The organism is Hydrogenophaga sp. GW456-12-10-14-TSB4, from assembly GCF_059424305.1.
Genome location: NZ_JBWKZH010000037.1, coordinates 1 through 20,686, shown reverse-complemented (window position 1 = coordinate 20,686; position 20,686 = coordinate 1). Strand labels below are relative to the sequence as shown.

The 20,686-nt window shown below is 67.2% G+C and carries 23 protein-coding genes; 15 read left to right on the top strand and 8 right to left on the bottom strand.

Annotation, left to right across the window (positions count from 1 at the left end):
* Nucleotides 1-29: 29 nt before the first annotated feature.
* Entirely contained in the window at nt 30-458 is a 429-nt protein-coding gene (locus tag AC07ZS_RS18010; protein ID WP_494799898.1) for a YciI family protein, read from the top strand.
* Here the strand turns inward: AC07ZS_RS18010 and AC07ZS_RS18005 are convergent.
* Nucleotides 440-1,183, bottom strand: coding sequence for a hypothetical protein (locus AC07ZS_RS18005; RefSeq protein WP_494799897.1), 744 nt, complete (start codon nt 1,181-1,183; stop codon nt 440-442). The genes AC07ZS_RS18010 and AC07ZS_RS18005 overlap by 19 nt on opposite strands.
* 649 nt (nt 1,184-1,832) lie before the next feature.
* Here AC07ZS_RS18005 and AC07ZS_RS18000 point away from each other — a divergent pair.
* The gene (locus tag AC07ZS_RS18000) at nt 1,833-2,246 is read left to right on the top strand and encodes a DUF6841 family protein (RefSeq protein WP_494799896.1); all 414 of its coding nucleotides are present in this window, start codon (nt 1,833-1,835) and stop codon (nt 2,244-2,246) included.
* A gap of 27 nt (nt 2,247-2,273) precedes the next feature.
* Here AC07ZS_RS18000 and AC07ZS_RS17995 read toward each other — a convergent pair whose 3' ends face one another.
* The gene (locus tag AC07ZS_RS17995; RefSeq protein ID WP_494799895.1) at nt 2,274-2,747 is read right to left on the bottom strand and encodes a DUF4124 domain-containing protein; all 474 of its coding nucleotides are present in this window, start codon (nt 2,745-2,747) and stop codon (nt 2,274-2,276) included.
* Nucleotides 2,748-2,851: 104 nt separating this feature from the next.
* Nucleotides 2,852-3,292 carry a ribonuclease E inhibitor RraB gene (locus AC07ZS_RS17990; RefSeq protein WP_494799894.1) on the bottom strand — a complete coding sequence of 147 codons (441 nt, stop codon included), beginning with the start codon at nt 3,290-3,292 and terminating at the stop codon, nt 2,852-2,854.
* Nucleotides 3,293-3,531: 239 nt separating this feature from the next.
* Here AC07ZS_RS17990 and AC07ZS_RS17985 point away from each other — a divergent pair, with 239 nt between their 5' ends.
* Nucleotides 3,532-3,903 carry a hypothetical protein gene (locus AC07ZS_RS17985; protein ID WP_494799893.1) on the top strand — a complete coding sequence of 124 codons (372 nt, stop codon included), beginning with the start codon at nt 3,532-3,534 and terminating at the stop codon, nt 3,901-3,903.
* 96 nt (nt 3,904-3,999) lie between these two features.
* Nucleotides 4,000-6,189, top strand: coding sequence for a TonB C-terminal domain-containing protein (locus tag AC07ZS_RS17980; RefSeq protein ID WP_494799892.1), 2,190 nt, complete (start codon nt 4,000-4,002; stop codon nt 6,187-6,189).
* A gap of 9 nt (nt 6,190-6,198) precedes the next feature.
* Here the strand turns inward: AC07ZS_RS17980 and AC07ZS_RS17975 are convergent, their stop codons facing one another.
* A complete protein-coding gene (locus AC07ZS_RS17975) occupies nt 6,199-6,855 on the bottom strand; it encodes a DsbA family oxidoreductase (RefSeq protein ID WP_494799891.1) in 657 nt (218 codons plus the stop codon).
* 86 nt (nt 6,856-6,941) lie between these two features.
* Between AC07ZS_RS17975 and aroE the strand changes: the two genes are divergently transcribed.
* From aroE to AC07ZS_RS17925, 10 genes are all read left to right on the top strand, one after another.
* Nucleotides 6,942-7,763: a shikimate dehydrogenase gene (gene aroE, locus AC07ZS_RS17970; RefSeq protein ID WP_494799890.1), complete on the top strand. Its 822-nt coding sequence runs from the start codon at nt 6,942-6,944 to the stop codon at nt 7,761-7,763.
* The gene (locus AC07ZS_RS17965; RefSeq protein ID WP_494799889.1) at nt 7,760-8,641 is read left to right on the top strand and encodes a DMT family transporter; all 882 of its coding nucleotides are present in this window, start codon (nt 7,760-7,762) and stop codon (nt 8,639-8,641) included. The genes aroE and AC07ZS_RS17965 overlap by 4 nt, the downstream gene beginning before the upstream one ends.
* Before the next feature lie 37 nt (nt 8,642-8,678).
* Nucleotides 8,679-9,359, top strand: a complete 681-nt coding sequence (locus tag AC07ZS_RS17960) for a TetR/AcrR family transcriptional regulator (RefSeq protein ID WP_494799888.1) — start codon at nt 8,679-8,681, stop codon at nt 9,357-9,359.
* 110 nt (nt 9,360-9,469) lie between these two features.
* Nucleotides 9,470-10,015 (top strand): TRAP transporter small permease, encoded by a 546-nt coding sequence (locus AC07ZS_RS17955; RefSeq protein WP_494799887.1) that lies wholly within the window; start codon nt 9,470-9,472, stop codon nt 10,013-10,015.
* Nucleotides 10,016-10,033: 18 nt separating this feature from the next.
* Nucleotides 10,034-11,317 (top strand): TRAP transporter large permease, encoded by a 1,284-nt coding sequence (locus AC07ZS_RS17950; protein ID WP_494799886.1) that lies wholly within the window; start codon nt 10,034-10,036, stop codon nt 11,315-11,317.
* Nucleotides 11,318-11,410: 93 nt separating this feature from the next.
* The gene (locus tag AC07ZS_RS17945; protein ID WP_494799885.1) at nt 11,411-12,412 is read left to right on the top strand and encodes a TRAP transporter substrate-binding protein; all 1,002 of its coding nucleotides are present in this window, start codon (nt 11,411-11,413) and stop codon (nt 12,410-12,412) included.
* Nucleotides 12,413-12,432: 20 nt separating this feature from the next.
* Nucleotides 12,433-13,482, top strand: coding sequence for a Gfo/Idh/MocA family protein (locus AC07ZS_RS17940; RefSeq protein WP_494799884.1), 1,050 nt, complete (start codon nt 12,433-12,435; stop codon nt 13,480-13,482).
* Between the two features lie 41 nt (nt 13,483-13,523).
* Complete coding sequence (gene aroQ / locus AC07ZS_RS17935; RefSeq protein ID WP_494799883.1) at nt 13,524-13,970, top strand: type II 3-dehydroquinate dehydratase; 447 nt, start codon at nt 13,524-13,526, stop codon at nt 13,968-13,970.
* Nucleotides 13,971-13,972: 2 nt separating this feature from the next.
* A complete protein-coding gene (locus AC07ZS_RS17930) occupies nt 13,973-14,806 on the top strand; it encodes a shikimate dehydrogenase family protein (protein ID WP_494799882.1) in 834 nt (277 codons plus the stop codon).
* Between the two features lie 7 nt (nt 14,807-14,813).
* On the top strand, nt 14,814-15,683 hold the full coding sequence (locus AC07ZS_RS17925; protein ID WP_494799881.1) for a DMT family transporter: 870 nt from the start codon (nt 14,814-14,816) through the stop codon (nt 15,681-15,683).
* On the opposite strand, the gene AC07ZS_RS17920 is transcribed toward AC07ZS_RS17925, so the two are convergent.
* From AC07ZS_RS17920 to aroC, 4 genes are all read right to left on the bottom strand, one after another.
* Complete coding sequence (locus tag AC07ZS_RS17920; RefSeq protein WP_494799880.1) at nt 15,684-16,595, bottom strand: sugar phosphate isomerase/epimerase family protein; 912 nt, start codon at nt 16,593-16,595, stop codon at nt 15,684-15,686.
* Between the two features lie 4 nt (nt 16,596-16,599).
* Nucleotides 16,600-17,514, bottom strand: coding sequence for a 4-hydroxyphenylpyruvate dioxygenase (locus AC07ZS_RS17915; protein WP_494799879.1), 915 nt, complete (start codon nt 17,512-17,514; stop codon nt 16,600-16,602).
* Nucleotides 17,515-17,657: 143 nt separating this feature from the next.
* On the bottom strand, nt 17,658-18,833 hold the full coding sequence (locus AC07ZS_RS17910; RefSeq protein WP_494799931.1) for an MFS transporter: 1,176 nt from the start codon (nt 18,831-18,833) through the stop codon (nt 17,658-17,660).
* A gap of 78 nt (nt 18,834-18,911) precedes the next feature.
* Complete coding sequence (aroC, locus tag AC07ZS_RS17905; protein WP_494799878.1) at nt 18,912-20,012, bottom strand: chorismate synthase; 1,101 nt, start codon at nt 20,010-20,012, stop codon at nt 18,912-18,914.
* Nucleotides 20,013-20,156: 144 nt separating this feature from the next.
* On the opposite strand from aroC, the gene AC07ZS_RS17900 reads away from it, so the two are divergent.
* A complete protein-coding gene (locus tag AC07ZS_RS17900) occupies nt 20,157-20,579 on the top strand; it encodes a cupin domain-containing protein (protein WP_494799877.1) in 423 nt (140 codons plus the stop codon).
* Nucleotides 20,580-20,686: the final 107 nt, after the last annotated feature.

Below are 20,686 nucleotides of genomic sequence, written 5' to 3'. Positions count from 1 at the left end.
GCCGCCCGGATCAACCCAAGGAGATCAACATGCGATTCATGGTGATGGTGAAAGCGACGAAAGACAGCGAAGCCGGGGTGATGCCCACGCAAGAGGAGTTCGCCGAGATGGGCGCCTTCAACGAGGCGCTCGTCAAGGCCGGCGTGATGGAGGCCGGCGAAGGCCTCCACCCCAGCGCTCGCGGCGCCCGGGTCGCGTTTTCGGGCAAAGACCGGTGGGTGATCGACGGGCCGTTCTCGGAGACCAAAGAACTGGTGGCCGGCTTCTGGATCTGGAACTGCAGCTCGCTGCAGGACGCGATCGAGTGGGTGAAGAAGTGCCCCAATCCCATGCGCACCGATTCCGAAATCGAGATCCGGCAAATCTTTTCGGCCGAGGATTTTGGCGACGCCCTGACACCCGAACTGCGCGAGCAGGAAGAGCGGCTGCGCAAGGAAGTTCAGTCGCGGGCCAGTTGATCGGTCGCCGGGGGCGCCGCAGCGGCCTTGAGCGGAGAGGACGCCATGAACTGGGCGGCGATGCGTTCGGCCAGCAGCTTCAAGGCGTCACGGTAGACCGCGTCGACGCGCTCGGGCTCGCCCATCAGGACCTCGAACGAAGGGATGTTCGCGGTGTCGGGGGCCATGATCGCCCAGTCCTTGTTGGGCCGGGCATCCACCCCGTAGTAGATCGTGGTGCTGAACGGGTTTTCGGCACCGCTGCGCAGAAAGGAATGCGCGTCGACGTTGACCTTGGGCGCGAAGCCCAGCGTCCCCATGCCGGAGAAAAAGCCCATGGTGTCGAACTGCAATTGCATGCCGATGTCTTCATCGAACACCAGGGCTTCGAGGTCCACCCCATCCGGGTCGGCCGGGTCGCGGTGTTCAGGCTCGATCAGCCGAACCTGGTAGCCCGCCGCGCGCAGACGGTCGGCCACCAGCGTGCTCAGGTAGGCACCGTAAGCGGGCTCGCGAGACTTCGTGAGGGCGGTGAAAGCACGTGTCTTGTCGCGGGCATCTGCCCATACACCCGCAGAGGCGATCGGGAAGATGATGGCGGCGGCTGTGCGGCTGGTGAGCGTGTACTCGACGGGATCGGCAGCGGGAACCAGGGCGACGCTGCGCACCGGAAAGAGGTCGGCCGCGCGGGACGCGAGGGAAGTCGCGAAAAGGGCCGCGATCAGCAAGGTGCGAAGCAGGCGCATGGTGGGGTAAGAAGAGAAGAAAAGAATTTGGTGTCCTCGATGAAATCGAGCGTCCGCGGTTCGATGAGATGAATTAAAACCATGACCGCATCTGGCCGATAGGCGTCTCAACTCGATTGCCAGTCGGTCTTGCCGGTCCGCATCAACATCAGGGCACCGAGGATCGTGCCGATGGGGACCGCAAACAGAAGTAAAACGCCGAGCACCCGCGAGAGATGGCGGCCCCAAGAACGACCATTTCTAACCCCACTGAGCGCAATTGCGTGCAGTGCAAATGGAGTGCCAAACAGCGCAAGGAGAATCGCAACTCCCGCCAAGCTTGCGTTGGGACCATTGAGGTGCATCACGCAGGCAACTGTGGCTACCAGCGCATAGAAGATAGCCAGCCCGAGATGTGTACGAGAAAGAGATGATTCACGGTCCCTCCGTCACTGGCCGCTTCTGGCCGATAGGCGCCATCGTAGCTGAGACCCAAAAGGGGCCGAGCCAGTCTCAGCTACCATGGCGCCTATCGGCCAGATAGCGGACATCGGGAACAACGATGTCACGATCTCAAATCAGAAAACCTATCTCGCCCAAAAATAGCTGAGGTGCTCAGCATGGCGGTCGTCGGCCAGGCGTTGACGTTCGCCCCCACCACTCTATCCAGATGCACGACTTCGCTAAATTTGTCGCTCCGCCCGCCACCCTTGCCGGTGAATACGGCGTTTCTGAGGCATCGGATTGCCTCGATCGATTTACCGACGCGTTCAACGATTGCGACTTGGAGCGAATGGACGAACAGCTTGCCTTCCCTCACATCATGCTTTCGGGTGCAGCGTGTCTCGTATGGACCGAGCCCGGTCAGCATCCCCTCGATTTTTTCCACAACCTTATGGCGTCGGGTTGGGCCAAGACCGAGTACGTCAGGAAAGAAGTTGTGCTTGCAAGCGCCGACAAGGTGCATTTCCTCGTGACGTACACGAGGAAGAACGGGTTGGGTGAAGTTCTGAGCACGCACGAGAATCTATGGATAGCTGTGCGAGCCGAAAGGGGCTGGCGTATTGCCCTTCGGTCTTACTGAACTGTTGCCTATGGCCCATTGCCCTCATCAACAATTCGGCCTCGGCGCTTCGGCGCAATGCTCACAGCCGGCATTGTTTCTTGTTCTTCCCCCACCATTGCTTTTGCCGCAAGCGCCAAAGCAAGCCGCACTGGCTTCGTAGGCGGCCCACTTCGCTTGGCAGCTGTCTTTGCGTTGTGCGGCAATGCCTAGTTTGGGTGTGGGTTCAGGCTTGGGCCTTTCAGCCGCTTCCGGAAGGATTGTTGAAGGGCCGGTATCGCCATCCGATTTGGCCTTTGTCGTGCCGGCAGAAGCCGGCTTCGGAGCGACCTCAAGGCTCTTTGCCAGATTGGGGCGGGGAACAACCACCTTCTTCGCGCCCTGCGAAATGGGATCCGGCCGGTCTCCAAAATGGACCTGGCCGTTGCTGTCTTTCCAGCGGTACACCTCAGCATGAGCGACGCTGCCACCCAATACAAGTGCAATCGCGGGCACGAAATGGAACCAACGAACAGCCCTCATGGTGCTCCCCCAGAAGGCCCGCGAGACCGAGCGTCTGCATTTGGCCGATTGCCGTCATGCTAGCTCAGACTGGACCGGGCCCGAAGCGGACGTCAATCCAGATGCTACTTCCTAGACAGTGGCGCAGCCGGCCCAACGTCCATGCCATCGTATGAAGCGATCTTCAGCCGGTCTGCGAGTGCATACAACTCTTGATTGCGAGCGTCCAGCGATACTGGTGAATGGACCTCAATTCGCTCGACATGCAGTCGGAAAAGGCCGATGTGCACAGGGTCAATGCTGACGACTCGGTAGCCCTTCGCTGCTAGTTCTGTAGCCGCCAACTCCAGCTTGCCTTGGGAGCCATCGAAGAAGAAATAGCCCCATAGCAGCGGGCCGTCAACGTTCCAAGGGGCCTTGGCACGCATTTCCGAGAACATCGTCTCAAGCTGACTGCGTGGGATTCGTTGCTGCGTTTGAGCCATCGCTCCTCCAAATCCCAACAAAGCGGTGGCGGACAAAGCAATGACACATGCCTGGCGAGTAAGGCGGTTAGGGGTACCCATGACTGATTCCAATGTCTGCTGCTGGCTGATAGCCGAAGTTTAGCCTTCGCAAACACACAACCAAGGCGGGGGAATACCACTTACCGCGGCCAGTCTTTCGCACGCCATATGAGAAGCAAACTCCGTAGATAAAAGCGCGGCAATTTGCCATCCTAGATCAGTGCTTCACTCATCAAGCGCCACAGGTCAGCATGACTTGAAAGGCATTGGAAGCTCGATCCACACCGCCCAGGAGAAGCATGAGAGCGCCCACGCCAGCAGCCAAATCCAACTCGAGAACGGGTCGCCCGCTCAAGCCCGAGCGCATCGCCGCCCTCACGCCTTACGTCCTCACGTTGGCCGAGCAAAGCATGGAGCAACTCGCACAGCTCTCCACCACGCTGGAGGCGAGCATCTCGCTGGACACCGCCGTGGCGCCCGAGAGCCCGGAAGACGCCGTGGAAACCTTCGCCCCACCCGAACAGATCACCGCGATGCGCCGCTCGCTCAAGGCCGAGATGCGGCGGCAGGTCAAAGCGCTGGGGCACGCCATTGACGCGATCTACGCCTGCGCCACCGAGCTCCATAGCGGACGGCATTACTGGCCGTTGGCGAAGCCTCGCGTCAAGTAGGCGAGTGGGTTCGTCGAGGCTCGCCGGCACCGCTGGCGGGAGAAGCGTGAGATACGTCGCCCCGGGGCCACCGGTTTGGATACGACAATCGGCCCCATGCCCGCGCCACCCCCCTCTTCTCGCCCGATGCCGGCGGGACCCTCGCTGGCCACGGCAAGCACCGCCCGTGGCCTGTGGGCGGGCATGGACCCGGAACGCCGGCGCATGGCGCTGGCGCTTACGTATTCCCTGGTCTTTCACGCCCTGCTGCTCAGCCTGACTTTTGGCGGCCAGGGCATGGGTCTGCCGGGTTTCGGCTTCCCCTGGCAGGAGCGGCGGGCCGAGGTGCCCACGCTCCATGTGGTGCTGGGCCCGGCGCAGCCGGCCAGCGCACCCACGCCCGCCACCCCCTTGCCTGTGGCGCAAGCCCCAGGCGGGCAACCCGTGGGGGGCGCTGCCCCAGCGCGCAGCAGCACCCCCGCGCCCGCCGTGGCTCAGCCGGCGTCCCCGGTGGCCGTGGCCGAAGCGCCGCCACCGGCCGCCCCTGAAAGCTCAGAGGCCCCTGCACCCGCGCCTCCCGCACCCGCAGCACCGGTGGCGGCGGCTCCCCCGCCAGCCCCTGCGCCCGTGGTGGCACCGGCGCCCGTCGTGGTCGCGGCAGCCCCGACGCCGCCGCGCCTGGAGGCCGCCATGCCGCCGCCGCGCGATGCAGCGGAGATCGACCGCGAACAACGTGAGCAACGCGAACAGGCGGCCGCCGCCGAGCGGGCCTTGCGCGAGCGCGCCGAACAGGAAGCCCAGCTGCAGCAACGCCAGGAGGCTGAACGCCAGGAAGCGAAGCGCTTCGAGATGGCGCGGCTGGAGGCGGAGCGCGCGCAAGCCGCTGCACGCCAGGAAGAAGCGGCCCGGCAGGAAGCCGAGCGCGAAGCGGCGCGGGTGGAAATCGCGCGGCTGGAGGTGGAACGCCAGGAGGCCGAACGCCAGGCCACCGCCCGCGAAGAGGCCGCGCGCCGCGAAGCCGCCGCGCAGGCCGAAGCGGCCAAGCGCGAGGCCGCCGAACGGCAGGCAGCGGCGGCGCGGGCGACGGCAGCAGCGGCGCAGCAAGAGGCCGCACGGCAGGAAGCCGCTCGCCAGGAAAGCGCCCGGGCAGAAGCGGCCCGGCAGGCCGCCGAGCGCCAGGCGGCGGCGCAGCGGGAAACAACGCAGCAGCAACAACAGGCAGCCGCTCAGCAGGAAGCCCAGCGGCGCGAGGAGATCGCGCGCCAGGAAGCGGCACGGGCCGAGGCCGCGCGCCTGGAGGCTCAACGACAGGCCGCAGCGCAACAGGAAGCGGCGCGGACAGAAGCCGCCCGCGTCGAAGCGGCCCGACTGGAGGCCGAACGCCAGTTGGCGGCACAGCAGGCGGCCGCGGCGGCTCAACAAGAAGCCGCGCGCCAGGAGGCAGCGCGCCTCGAAACCGCCCGGCTGGAGGCGGAGCGGCAAGCTGCGGCTCAGCGCGCTGCCGCGCAGCAGTTGGCCGCGCAGGAGGCCGCACGCCAGGAAGCCGCCCGGGCCGAGGCCGCGCGGCTCGATGCCGAACGGCAAGCGGCGGCACAGCAAGCCGCCGCTCAGCAGGCCGCAGCAGCGGCAGCGCAAGCGGCCGCCGCGCAACAGGCGGCAGCCCAGCAGAAAGCCGCCGCCCGGGCGGCCGAGGCAGCGCGGCAGGAAGGCGAACGCCAGGCGGCTGCGGCACAAGCCGCCGCACAACAGCAAGCCGCTGCTCAACAGGCGGCGCAACAGGCTGCCGCTCAGGACGCCGGCCGCACCGAGGCCGCGCGCCTGGCGGCCGAGCGCGCGGAGCACGAGGCCAAGCGCGAAGAGCGCCTGCGCGCGATCGGCCGCCAACTGGACGAGGAACGCGCCCGGCGCGACGCGGCCGACGCGGCGGCGCTGCGCGACCCGCAGGGCAGCCCGCTGCGCCGGGGCCGCCTGTTCGGGCTGGTGGACAACAACGAAGAGCTGGTGCGCTACGCCGAGACCTGGGCGCGCAAGATCCAGCTGAACAGCAACACCTTCGAGATGGTGCGCGAGGCGGTGAAGCTGCCGCACACCAACCCGGTGGTGACGGTGGCGATCCGCGCCGACGGCTCGGTGGAGTCGATCACCTTCGTGCGCACCAGCGGCGTGCCGGCGATCGACGAGGCGGTGACCCGCATCATCCAGAGCCTGGCGAACTACCCGGCGTTTTCACCCGCGCTGTCGCGCCAGTACGACGTGGTGGAGATCCGCCGCACCTGGCACTTCGACGTGGCGATCCGGCTGTACTGAAGCCTGGGCTTATTCGGCCGCGATCTGCCGCAAGGCCTGCTCGAACACCGCCGCCGGCTGGCCGCCGGAGATGAGGTGCTTGTCGTTGATGATGACGGCCGGCACGGAGCGGATGCCGTGGCTGGTGTAGAAGGCTTCGCGCTCGCGCACGTCGTTGGCGAATTCGTCGCTCGCCAGGATGGCTTTGGCCCGCGTTTCGTCCAGCCCCGCTTCGCGCACGCAGCCGAGCAGCACGTCGTGGTGGCCCATGGCTTCGCTGCGGGTGTGGCAGGCGGCCATGAGCGCTTTCTTCAGCGCGTGCTGTTGGCCGGGCGCACCTTCCTCGCCGGCCCAGTGCAGCAGGCGGTGGGCGTCGAAGGTGTTCCAGATGCGACCCCGGCCTTCGGGGTTGAAGGCAAAGCCCACCTCGGCGCCGCGCGCGCGGATGGTGTTGCGGATCTGCGCCTGCTGTTCGGCCGTGGAGCCGTATTTCTCGGCGAGGTGTTCGCCGATGTCCTGGCCTTCGGGGCCCATCTGGGGGTTGAGCTCGAAGGGCTGGAAGTGCAGGTCGGCGGCCACGTCGCCCTGGAGTTTCTGCAGGGCTTCTTCGAGCGCGCCCAGGCCCACGGCGCACCAGGGGCAGGACACGTCGGACACGAAATCGATCTTGAGGGGGGTGGTGTTCATGGGCGCCATGGTAGGCCGACGGCCATGCCCGTGGCCGGTTCAGGGGCTTGCGCCACAATGTTGCTTTCTCAACCCTGCCTCGTCCCATGACCGACCGCTACGCCGTTCTCGGCCACCCCATTGGCCACAGCAAATCGCCCTGGATCCACACCGAGTTCGCCCGCAGCACCGGGCAGGACCTGGGCTACACCGCCATCGAGACACCGCTGGACGGTTTTTCAGAGACGGTGCTGGGCTTTCGGGCGGGCGGCGGGCGCGGGCTGAACGTGAGCCTGCCGTTCAAGCTGCAGGCGTTCGAGATCGCCACCGAGCCGAGCGAGCGCGCCCGGCTGGCCGGCGCGGCCAACTGCCTGAAGTTCGAGGGCGAGCGCATCCTCGCCGACAACTTCGACGGCGTGGGCCTGGTGAACGACCTGCAGCAGAACCTGGGCGTGCCGCTCAAGGGCAAGCGCGTGCTGCTGCTGGGGGCGGGCGGTGCCACGCGCGGCGCGCTGCTGCCGATCGCGGCGGAGCAGCCGGCCCTGCTGGCGGTGGCCAACCGCACGCCCGAGAAGGCGCACGGGCTGCGCCACGATTTCGCGGCCCACGTGCCGCTGCAGACCGGCGGCTACGAGACGCTGCTGGGGCATCGCTTCGACGTGGTGATCAACGCCACCTCCACCGGGCTTTCTCAGGAGACGCTGCCGCTGCCGGATGGTCTGTTCGCCCCCGGCGCGCTGGCCTACGACATGGTCTACGGCAAGGGCCTCACGCCCTTCCTGCGGCAGGCGAAGGCGGCGGGCGTGGAGCGCGTGGCCGATGGCGTGGGCATGCTGGTGGAGCAGGCGGCGGAAGCCTTCCTGTGGTGGCGCGGCGTGCGCCCGGACACGAAGGCCGTGGTGCGCGGGCTCACCGTGCCGCTCGTTTGAGGCCCCGCCACTTCCTTCAGCTGGTCGGCCTGTCGGCGCTCTGGGGCGCATCGTTCCTGTTCATCCGTGTGGCGGTGCCGGAGATAGGTCCGCTGGTGCTGGCGGGTTGCCGCGTGGCACTGGCCGGGCTCACGCTGGCGCTGATCATGCGAGGCCTGAAGCAGGCCTGGCCATGGCGCTACTGGCGCGAGCTGCTGTTGATGGGCGGGCTCTCGGTGGCGGTGCCCTTTCTGCTCTACGCCTGGGCCGGTCTGCGGCTGCCGGCGGGCTACAGCGCGCTGCTCAACACCACGGCGGTGCTGTTCGGCACGCTGGCCTCGAGCTGGTTCAAGGAAGACACGCTCACGGCGCGCAAGCTGCTGGGCTGCGTGTGCGGCTTCATCGGGGTGGGCCTGATCGTGCGGCTGGGCCCGGTGCAGCCCGACGCGGCCACGATCGCGGCGGCGCTGGCCTGCGTGCTGGCGGCGGCGTGTTACGGCTGTTCCACGCCGCTGATGAAGCGCGCCACCACGCGCATGCAGCCGCTGGCGATCGCCGCAGGCATCCACGCGGGGGCGATGGTGCTGGTGCTGCCGGGCACGCTGTGGGCCTGGCCGCAGGCCACGTTCACGCCCACGGGCATGGCTGCGGTGCTGGTGATGGGCGTGGTCACCTCGGGCCTGGCCTATTGGGCGCACCTGCGCATCATCCGGCACGTGACGCCGGTGGCGGCGATGAGCCCGGTGTTCATGATCCCGGTGTTCGGCGTGACCTGGGGCCACCTGTTCCTGGGCGAGGCGCTGTCGTCGGGCATCTTCGTGGGTGGCGCACTGGTGCTGCTGGCCTCGGCGCTGGTGACAGGGTTCAACCCGCTGCGGCGCAACCCGCCCATGCCCTGAGGCTGCGCGCAAGGCCACCCCGGCCTATACTGCGCAAATGAACGAAACGGTACATTCCCGTCGTCGGGGCGCGCGCAGCGCGGCGCCGGTCAAGGAAACCACCCGCACCAACGACCCGGAGCGGACCATGGCCAACATCATGGAGGTGGCCCTGGCCGAGTTCGCGGAAAAGGGGCTGGCGGGTGCGCGCATCGACGAGATCGCGGCGGCCACGCAGACCAGCAAGCGCATGATCTACTACTACTTCCAGAGCAAGGAGGGCCTGTACCTGGCCGCACTGGAAGAGTCGTACCGCCGCATGCGGGAGATCGAGAGCCAGCAGCACCTGGAGGACCTCGAACCCGTTGCCGCGCTGCGAAAGCTGGTGGAGTTCACCTTCGACCACCACGCCAGCAACGAGAACTACATCCGGCTGGTGATCTCGGAAAACATGAACCGGGGCCAGTTCCTGGCGCAGAGCCACTCGATCCAGCAATTGAATGTGCCGGCGATCTCGGCCATCCGCCAGCTCTACGAACGCGGCGTGGCCTCGGGCGTGTTCCGCCCGGGGCTGGATGCGATCGACATCCACGCCTCCATCTCGGCGCTCACGTTCTTCAATGTGTCCAACCGCCACACCTTCGGCCTGATCTTCAAGCGCGACCTGACCGACCCGAAGGTTGCGGCCGCGCGCCGCACCGCCATCACCGAGATGGTGCTGCGCTACGTGCGCGCCTGAGGCGCCCCACCGCCCGACGGCCGGTTGGCCGACCTAGGGTAACTACCGATACGTGGAAAACTAACCAGTTCGTACATTAACAAATCAAACGAACGATTCAGGAGACCTGCGTGATCCAGAACCTCATCAACACCTACTGTCGGCTGCTCGCCTGGCTGATGGTGCTCTTCCTCGCCTGCATGGTGGTCATGGTGTTTGGCAACGTGCTGATGCGCTATGGCTTCAACTCAGGCATCACCCTGTCCGAAGAGCTGTCGCGCTGGCTGTTCGTGTGGATGACCTTCCTCGGCGCCGTGGTGGCGCTGAACGAACGCGCCCACCTCGGCACCGACTCGCTGATCTCGCGCCTGCCGGTGCTGGGCCGCAAGCTGTGCCTGGCCGCGAGCCTGGGACTGATGCTGTACGTGTGCTGGCTGATCTACCAGGGCGCGTGGGAGCAGGTGAAGATCAACTGGGACTCCACCAGCGCGGTGATGGAGACCTCGATGGCCTACTTCTACGCCAGCGGCATGGTGTTCGCCGTGCTGGCCGCGCCCATCCTGCTGCTGAACCTGTGGCGCCTGCTGGCAGGCCAGATGAGCGAGGACGAGCTGATCGGCATCCGCGAATCCGAAGACGTGCCGCCTCCCGGCACCCCCGGCAGCCCCCAACCCTGAACGCACCGGAAGACCGTCATGACCATTGCCATCTTCCTCGGTACTTTGCTGGCCGCCATGGCCATCGGGGTGCCCATTTCCTTCGCGCTGCTCCTCAGCGGTGTCGGCCTCATGTGGCACATGGGCATGTTCGACGCCCAGATCCTGGCCCAGAACCTGACCGAGGGTGCGAACAGCTTCCCCCTGCTGGCCGTGCCCTTCTTCATGCTGGCCGGCGAGATCATGAACACCGGCGGCCTGTCCAGGCGCATCGTGAACTTCGCGATGGCACTGGTGGGCCATGTGCGCGGCGGCCTGGGCTACGTGACCATCGTCGCGGCCTGCCTGCTGTCCGCGCTCTCCGGTTCGGCCGTGGCCGACGCGGCCGCGTTGACGGCCCTGCTGCTGCCGATGATGGTCAAGGCCGGCCACGACAAGGCGCGCAGCGGCGGCCTGATCGCGGCCTGCGGCGTGATCGGCCCGATCATCCCACCCTCGATCGGCTTCGTGATCTTCGGCGTGGCGGCCAACGTGTCGATCTCCAAGCTGTTCCTCGCGGGCATCTTCCCCGGCATCCTGCTGGCGGCCGGCCTGTGGGCCACCTGGTGGTGGACCACGCGGCGCGAAAAGCTGGAGCCGCCGCCGCGCAAGTCGGCGCGCGAGGTGATCGCCGCCATGCGCAGCGCGGGCTGGGCGCTGATGCTGCCGCTGATCATCCTGGTGGGCCTGCGCATGGGCGTGTTCACGCCGACCGAAGCGGCCGTGGTGGCCGCCGTCTACGCCCTCTTCGTGGCCGGCGTGATCTACCGCGAGCTGACGGTCAAGCAGCTCTACGAAGTGTTCCTGAACGCGGCCAAGACCACGGCGGTGATCATGTTCCTGGTGGCCGCGGCCATGGTCTCGGCCTGGCTGATCACGGTGGCGCAATTGCCCGACCAGATCGTTGCGCTGCTGCAGCCGCTGCTGGACAGCCCGATGCTGCTGATGTTCGCCATCATGCTGCTGGTGATCGCGGTGGGCACGGCGATGGACATGACGCCCACCATCCTGATCCTCACCCCGGTGCTGATGCCCCTGGTGAAAGCCGCCGGCATCGACCCGGTGTACTTCGGCGTGCTGTTCATCATCAACAACTCCATCGGCCTGGTGACGCCGCCGGTGGGCACCGTGCTCAACACCGTGGCCGGCGTGGGCCGCATGCGCATGGACGACGTCACGCGCGGCGTGATGCCCTTCATGCTGGTGCAGTTCGCGGTGATGTTCCTGCTGGTGCTGTTCCCCTCGCTGGTCATGGTGCCGGCGCGCTGGCTGATCGGCAACTGACCTCGTTTTTTTCATGACCCGGTCTGTGCGTGGTACGCCGCAGGCCGGGCCCCCGGATCTCAGCGTACTGCCCATCTTTTCTTTGGAGACAACATGAAACGCCTGATGCTCAAGACCCTCGTCGCCGCCCTCGCGGTGACCGCCTTCGGCGCCGTGCACGCGCAGGACAAGACCATCAAGTTCGCGACCCAGAACCCCAAGGGCCACCCGATCGTGATGGGCATGGAGAAGTTCGCGGAGCTGGTCGCGGCCAAGTCCGGCGGCAAGATCAAGGTCAACCTCTTCCCCGGCGGCACGCTGGGCAGCGACCAGGCCAACGTGTCGGCCATCCAGGGCGGCACGCTGGAGATGGCCTCGATGAACTCCGGCATCTTCGCCAGCCAGGTGAAGGAGTTCGCGATCTACGACTTCCCCTTCATGTTCGCCAACACGAAGGAAGCCGATGCCGTGGTCGACGGCCCCTTCGGCAAGAAACTGCACGACAAGCTGCAGGAAAAAGGCCTGATCGGCCTGGCGTACTACGAACTGGGCTTTCGCAACATCACCAACAGCAAGCGCCCCATCACCAAGCTGGAAGACCTGGAAGGCCTGAAGCTGCGCGTGATCCCGAACCCGATCAACGTGGACTGGGTCAAGGCCCTGGGCGCCAACCCCACGCCCCTGCCCTTCCCCGAGGTGTACGCGGCGCTGGAGCAGAAGGCGATCGACGGCCAGGAGAACCCGGTCACGGTGATCAACGCCAACAAGTTCTACGAGGTGCAGAAGTACGTGGTGCTGAGCAACCACCAGTACAACCCGCAGTCGGTGATCATCAGCAAGAAGTTCTGGGACACGCTGGACGCGGCGCAGAAGAAGATCGTGGCCGACGCGGCGCAGGAATCGGCCAAGTACCAGCGTGAGCAGGCGCGCGGCCAGGTGGCGGCGGCGCTGGACAACATGAAGAAGGGCGGCATGCAGGTGACCGAGCTCTCGCCCGCCGAGACCGACAAGCTGCGCGACAAGCTGCGCCCGGTGATCGCCAAGTTCGCCGTGGCCGTGGGCCAGGAAACCGTGCAAAGCCTGCAGGCCGAGCTCGCCAAGGTCCGCAACAAGTAAACCCACCCTCGCCGCGGCCCATGAGCAAGACCCGCATCGCCGTGGCCGGTGCCGGCTACATCGGCCAGGCCCACATGGGCGTGGCGCAGGCCGGCGACCGTTGCACGCTGAGCGCGGTGGTGGACCCATCGCCAGCCGCGCAGGCGGTGGCGCAGCAGGCCGGCGTGCCGCTGTACCCGTCCATCGAGGCCTTGCTGGCGAGCGAGCACCGGCCCGACGGCCTGGTGCTGGCCACGCCCAACGCGCTGCACGTGCCGCAGGCGCTGCAGTGCATCGCGACGGGCCTGCCGGTGTTGCTGGAAAAGCCCATCGCCACCACCGTGGCCGAAGGCCGGCAGCTGGTGGACGAGGTGGAGAAGACCGGCGCACCGGTGCTGATCGGCCACCACCGGGCCCACAGCCCCATCATGGCCAAGGCGCGCCAGGTGGTGGCCTCGGGCCAGCTGGGCCGGCTGGTGAGTGTGATGGGCAGCGCCACCTTCTACAAACCCGAGCGCTATTTCGCCGACGGCCCCTGGCGCCGCGAGATCGGCGGCGGGCCGATCCTGCTGAACATGATCCACGAGGTGCACAACCTGCGCATGCTGTGCGGCGACATCGCGGCGGTGCAGGCCTTCAAGTCGCACGCCACGCGCGGCTTCCCGGTGGAGGACACGGTGGCCATCAACCTGCGCTTTGCCAACGGCGTGCTCGGCAGCTTCATGCTCTCGGACACCGCGGCCTGCCCGCGCAGCTGGGAGCAGACCTCGCAGGAGAACCCGGCCTACCCGAGTTACGCGGACGAGGACTGCTACGTGATCGCAGGCACCCACGGCAGCCTCTCGGTGCCGACCATGCGGCTCAAGACCTACCCTGGCGACGACGAGCGCTCGTGGTGGAAGCCTTTCGAGGTCGGTACAGTGGGCCTGGTGCGCGACGACCCGCTGAAACACCAGATGGAGCACTTCGGTGCCGTGGTGCGCGGCGAGGCCCGCCCGCTGGTGAGCGCGCGCGACGGGCTGGACAATCTGCGCGTCACCGAGGCCATCGCCGAAGCGGCCGCCAGCGGCCGCACGGTCGAACTGGCCTGACCTTTTTTCTTTTTTTCAACATCCCATCTTCTGGAGCGACGATGAAAGTTCTCATGCTGCACGGCATCAACCTCAACATGTTCGGCAAGCGCGACCCCAAGCAGTACGGGACCATCACGCTGGACCAGATCAACGAGCAGGTGAGCACGCTGGGCAAGGAACTGGGCGTGGAGGTCGAGGCCTTCCAGACCAACTTCGAAGGCGCGATGTGCGAGCGCATCCACCAGGCCTTCTTCGACAAGGTGGACGCGGTGATGATCAATGCCGGCGCCTGGACGCACTACAGCTACGGCATCCGCGACGCGCTCGCGATCCTGCCCTGCCCGATCATCGAAGTGCACATGTCCAACATCCATGCGCGCGAGGCGTTCCGCCACCACTCGGTGCTGGCCGAGATCGCACAGGGCCAGATCGCGGGCTTCGGCGTCGAGAGCTACCTGATGGGCCTGCGTACGGCGGTGAGCCACGCGCGCGCCAAGAAGGCCTGACCATGATCAACGGCACCACCGAACTCATCGCCCACATCGGCTACCCGACGCACACGTTCAAGTCGCCGATGATCTACAACCCCTACTTCGAGCAGGTGGGGGTGAACGCGGTGGTGGTGCCGATGGGCTGCCAGCCGCCGGACTACCCGGCTTTTCTCAAGTCGGTGTTCACGCTCACCAACATCCGGGGGGCGCTGATCACGATGCCGCACAAGGTGGCCACAGTGGGTCTGATCGACGAGGTCACGCCCACGGTGAAGGTGGCCGGCGCATGCAACGCCGTCAAGCGCACCGCCGACGGCCGCCTGGTGGGCGACATGTTCGACGGCGCGGGCTTCGTGCGCGGCGTGCAGCGCAAGGGCTTGAACCTGAACGGCGCGCGCGTGCTGGTGGTGGGCAGCGGTGGTGTGGGCAGCGCCATCGCGGCCTCGCTGGCCGGCGCGGGCATCGGCGCCATCGCGCTGTACGACGTGAACGCCGCCTCGGCCCAGGCCCTGGGCCAGCGCCTGAAGACCCACTACCCGGCCATCGAGGTCAGCACCGGCAGCAACGACCCGGCCGGCCTGGACCTGGTGGTCAACGCCACGCCCATGGGCATGAACGAAGGCGACCCGCTGCCGATGGACGTAACCCGCCTGGAGGCGCGCACCTTCGTGGGCGAGGTGGTGATGAGGACGGAGATGACGGCCTTCCTGTCGGCCGCGCGGGCGCGGGGCTGCCCGGTTCAGGTAGGCTCGGACATGTTGTTCGAACAGATCCCGGCCTACCTGGAATTCTTCGGCCTGCCCACCACCACCGCCGAGGTCTTGCGCTCGGTGGCGAAACTGAGTTATTGAACCGCCCGTGACCCAACCCGAATCTGCGCGGCGCACGGCCCTGGGCATCGCGCTGCTGGTCTGCGCGACCCTGTGCTTCGCGCTGCTGGACACCACCTCCCAATACGTGGGCCCCGCCGTGCCGGTGGTGATGGCGGTCTGGCTGCGCTACCTCACCCAGACCCTGATGACCACGGCGCTGCTCTGGCCGCAGCGCGGGCGCTCGCTGCTGCACACGCGCGCACCGGGCTGGCAGTTCGGCCGTGGGGTGCTGATGCTGGGCTCCAGCGTCGTGGCCTACCTGGCCCTGCGCCATGTGCCGGTGGGCGAGTTCACCGCCATCATGATGCTGGTGCCGCTGGCGGTCACGCTGCTGGCCGCGCTGATGCTGCGCGAACCCGTGCCCCCGCTGACCTGGGCGCTGGTGATCGGCGGCCTGGCCGGCGCGATGATCGTGATCCGCCCCAAAGGGAGCGATTTCCACGGCGCCATGCTGCTGCCCCTGCTGCTGGTGCTCGTGAACGCGGCCTACCAGATCCTCACCAGCCGCATGGTGCGCACGGAAGACCCGGGCACCATGCACTTCTACACCGGGCTGCTCGGCCTGGCCTGCTGTTCGCTGCTGCTGCCCTGGAGCTGGGCCCCGCTGGCCGACTGGACACTGTGGGCGCTCGCGGGCCTGCTCGGGGTGTTCGGCTCGGTCGGCCACTACCTGCTGATCCAGGCCTACCACCACGCCCCGGCCTCGCGCCTCACGCCCTACCTGTACGCCCAGATCGCGTTTGCCACGCTGGCGGGCTGGGTGGTGTTCGGCTACGCGCCCGATGCCTGGACGGTGGCCGGCATCGGGCTCATTGCGCTGTGCGGCTGGCTCGGCGTGCGCCTGCGGCGCGGCTGATCACGCGCGCAAGGTTTTCAGGCGCATCTGGTTGGGCAGCGGCATCGAGCGGCGCATCACGTCCTCGGCCAGCCACAGCGCCGAACGGCGCGCGCGCTCGGCCACCACCGGCAGCGGCATCTGCTGGTAGTCGTCGTTGAACACCTCGAAGCTGTAGTCGCCTTCGTAGCCCAGCGCATCCAGCTTGAGCACGAGCTCGGCCAGCTGCTCGCTGTGCACGCCTTCGCCGGGGAACACGCGGAAGGTGCGCGCCGTGGTCATGCGCTCCTCGAAGGTCTTGGTCTCCTGCCACATGAAGTCGGCCAGCTGCACCAGGAAGATCTTGGAGGGGTCGAGGTAGTCGATCTCTTCCAGCGAGGTCTTGGCCGCGAAGATGTGGAACGAGTCGATGCCCATGCCCAGGTTGGGGCAGTCGGCGCGGCAGACCACGTCCCAGGCGGTGGTGAACTCGTTGATCGTGCGGCCCCAGGACAGGCCTTCGTAGGCGATGCGGATGCCGAAGGGAATCGCCAGCATGGCGAGCTTGCGCAGGTCGCGCGCGATGTGGTCCAGGTCCTGCGAGGCGTGCGCCGAGGTGGACGAGCACGCCAGCAGCACCTTGCAGCCCAGCGCGGCGCACATCTCGAGCATGCTCTTGGCGATGTCCACCTTGTAGTGGTGCAGGTGGCCCGAGAGGCCCTCGAAGTCGCGCAGAACCTGGAAGCCGGTGCCGCGCAGGCCGCTGTCCTTCACGGCCTGCACGGCCGCGCCCAGGCCGCCGGGGTGGCCGACCAGGTCGTTGGCCTTGAGCATCACCTGCGAGAAGCCGGCGGCCTTCATCGCCGCCAGCTTCGCTTCGAGCGGGCCGGCCAGCGTGATGGTGTCCATGCCGAAGCCGCTGATGGCCTCGGAGGAAGCGCGCGTCGGGCTCATGGCCTCACTCCTTCTCACTGTGCACCAGCTCGAACACGACCGAGCCCAGGTAGGTCTTGCTGATCGCGCCGCGCTGCTCGGTGTGCGCGGCCTGGGTCTCGACGAACTCCACGCCCAGGGCGCGCAGCGCCTTGACCGCCGCCAGCACATCGGGCACGCCCAGGCCGATGCGCTGCAGGCGCTCGTCGGCGTCCACCACGTGCATCTCGGGTTCGATGAGCTGCAGCATGAAGCGCTGCGCCGGGTCCAGCGCCGGCGTGCGCAGCAGCGTGCCCTTGGGCATGATGCCGAAGCGCTGTTCGTCGGGGATCAGCTCGGTGCCGAAGAGTTCTTCGTAGAACGCGATCCAGTCGTTGCTGCGCTCGGGGCCGATGTACTGCACGACGCCGAAGAAATGGATGCCGGCGGTGGCCGGCGGGTGCTGGTCGACCGAGGGAATCGGCACGAAGTCCACGTCGTAGATCGAGAAGTCCTTGTAGCGGTCCACAAAGTAGATGCGGCTGCCGCCCGCGCCATGGATGGCGGGGATGTTGAGCTCCATCACCTCGGCGTGCGTGGGCACCGACCAGGCGCCGCGCTCGAGCACGTAGTGGTAGGCCGCGCGCGCGTCGCGCACGCGCAGGGCCATGGCCGAGATCGAGGGCACGTCGCTGCCGTGGGCGGCGCCCTTGGCGTCCACCGGGTTGGCGTTGACCACCACATTGAGCCCGCCCTGGCGGTACAGCAGCACCTCGCGCGAGCGGTGGCGCGCCACCGGGCGAAAGCCCATCATCTCCAGCACCTGGCCCAGCGCCTGCGGCTTGCTGGTGGCGTACTCGATGAACTCGATGCCGTCCAGGCCGAGCGGGTTGGCCGCGTCGCTGAAAGAGGCTTGCAGGGGCTCGCGGCCTTCCTGGGGGTTGAGCAGGAAATCACTCATGGATGGACAACTCCGGAATCTGAAAACAGGACCACCCCGCACTTTAGGTGTCAACCACCGGCATGACCAGGGTTTGGGCCCTTCATTTGTTCGATGTTCGCACGCTTTCGTTCGATAAACGACCGTTGCAAGGGTTGCCCCTTTCACCCGTGCGACAGGGCGGCGTTCAGGCGGCGCGCCCGCAGCGCGCAGGCGGTGGCCACCAGCGCCAGCAGGGCCGAGAGCCAGAACACGCTGGCCAGCCCGAAGGCCGAACTCAGCAGGCCGCCGCTGAGCCCACCCACCACACCGGGCAGGCCGTAGCCCACCACGGTGTAGAGCGCCTGGCCGCGCCCACGCAGGCGACCGGGGAAATGGTGCGACAGCATGGCGATGCACACCGTGTGGTGCGCGGCGAAGGTGATGGCGTGCAGGGCCTGGGCCAGCAGCAGCACCGGCCACACCAGTGCGAAACCCGCCGTGAGGCCCATGCGCAGCGACATGAGCGCGGCGGCCAGCACCAGCCAGCCCGAGAGCGAGAACAGCGGCAGCCAGCGGCCCTGGGTGAAGAACCAGCCGATCTCGATCACCACCGACAGCGCCCACATCAGGCCGATCACCGTCTTGCTGTAGCCCAGCGAGTCCAGGTAGAGCGAAAAGAAGACGTAGATGAAGATGTGCGCGAGCACGTGGAAAAACACCGCCGCGAAGAACCAGCGCACCGGCGGCTGGCGCAGCACCGGCCAGACCGCGGGCCGGGGTTCCTGCGTGGCGTGGGCGGGTTCGCGGAAGTCGGGCAGCAGCCAGGCGCTGACGGCCACGGCGGCGAGCGTGCCCAGCGTCCAGGCCGGGAAGTGCACCAGGCCGAAGCGCTCGAACCACAGGCCCGCAGCGACCACCGTGACCAGAAAACCCAGCGAGCCCCACAGGCGCACGCGGCCGTAGCGTTTCGCGTCGAACGTGCCCCCGTGGCTCACCAGGTGGGCGAGCGCCGCCTCGCTCATGGGCATCATGCCGCTGGTGTGGCTGAACATGAGCAGCAGCACCACGAACAGCACCACACCACCGCCGTCGAACCACAGGCCCAGCGAGAGCAGCAGCGCGGTGGTGGCGCCAAAGCGCAGCAGGCGCACGCGCTCGCCGGTGCGGTCGCTCAGCGAGCCCCACAGGTAGGGGGCGAACAGGCGCGTGGCCGACTGCACCGAGGTCAGCACGCTGATGGCGATCAGGCCGAAGCCCAGCTCTTTCAGCCAGAGCGGCAGGTAGGGGTTGAAGAACCCGATGTGCGCGAAGTAGCTCGCGGACAGCGCCGCAAATGGGAAAAGGCCCCCACGCTCCACCGCTGCGCGGGTCGCTGCCCCCCGAGGGGGCTGATCCGCCTTGGGGCGGCCCGGCGGCGGATCGGTCTCCAAGGCGGCTCAGCCGCGCGCCTGGGCCGCGATGTCGGGCGTGGGCAGCTGCACGTCGCCGCACTGGGCGCGGTGCAGCAGCGCGTGGTCCATCACCACCAGGGCCAGCAGGGCTTCGGCGATGGGGGTGGCGCGGATGCCCACGCAGGGGTCGTGGCGGCCCTTGGTGATGACTTCGGTCGGCTGGCCGGCCGTGTCGATGGTTTCGCGCGGGATCAGGATGGAGCTGGTGGGTTTGATCGCGATGGCGACTTCCAGGTCCTGCCCGGTGCTGATGCCGCCGAGCACGCCGCCGGCGTTGTTGCCCTTGAAGCCTTCGGGCGTGAGGCTGTCGCCGTGCGTGCTGCCGCGGTGTGCCACGCTGGCGAAGCCGGCGCCGATCTCCACGCCCTTGACGGCGTTGAGGCCGAGCATGGCGTAGGCGATGTCGGCGTCGAGCCGGTCGTACAGCGGCTGGCCCAGACCCACGGGCATGCCCTGCGCGGTGACGCGCAGGCGCGCGCCGCAGGAGTCGCCGCTCTTGCGCAGCTCGTTCATGTAGGTCTCGATGGCCGACACATCGGCCACCGGGGCGAAGAAGGGGTTGTGGGGCACGTGGTCCCAGCTCTCGAACGGGATGGCCAGCTCGCCGACGTGGGTCATGTGGCCGCGGAAGGTGGTGCCGTAGCGTTCCTTGAGCCATTTGCGGGCGACCGCGCCGGCGGCGACGGTGGGTGCGGTGAGGCGCGCCGAGCTGCGCCCGCCGCCGCGCGGGTCGCGGATGCCGTATTTCTGCCAGTAGGTGTAGTCGGCGTGGCCGGGGCGGAAGGTCTGCAGGATGTTGCCGTAGTCCTTGCTGCGCTGGTCGGTGTTGCGGATGAGCAGGGCAATGGGGGTGCCGGTGGTCTTGCCTTCGTAGACACCGCTGAGGATTTCGACCGCGTCGGGTTCGTTGCGCTGGGTGACGAATTTGCTGGTACCGGGGCGGCGGCGGTCGAGTTCGATCTGGATGTCGGCTTCGCTGAGGGCCATGCCGGGCGGGCAGCCGTCGATCACGCAGCCAATGGCCGGGCCGTGGGATTCACCGAAGTTGGTGACGCGAAAAAGGGTGCCGAAGGTGTTGCCGCTCATAGGGGCGTGATTATCCCTGAGGCAGGCTGGTGCGTCGGCGGCCCAGTCTGGTGCATGAGCGCGGCACTGGGGTACAGGAACATTTTGTGCTTTGTGCTGCAGCGCAGCAGATGCTTGCTGTTCATCCCCAGAAAGGAGCGTTCCATGCTTGATCGAACCGCGACCCTGTTCTCCCACCTCAAGGGCGACGAAGGTGACTACGTGAGCGGTGGCCTGCGCGATTTTTTCCTGTACCGCGACCTGGGGATCGCCCAGGCGACACATGGCAAGGTGATCGCGCACCTGGTGAAGGCGAATCTGCCGCCGGAGGAAGGCACGGGCTGGCACCGGCACGAGGCGGACTTCCAGATCGTGATCATGCTCAAGGGCTGGGCCCGCTTCATGTACGAGGACCAGGAGACGCTGGTGGAGGCCGGCGACTGCGTTCACCAGCGACCCGGCATCCGCCACTACCTGTTCGACTACTCGCCCGATATGGAGTACCTAGAGATCGTCTCTCCGGCGGACTTCAAGTCGATCGATGTGGATCCGGTTTGTGAGATTCCCAAGCCGACGCCTTGGGGTTGATTTCGCGCCTCCTTGGTCTTCGGGCCCCAGGGGTGGGTGATGGGCTCCGCGAATGTCCTCCGGCGGCTGGTGCCGCCTCCCCCTTTACTTCGCTGCGCCCATCACCC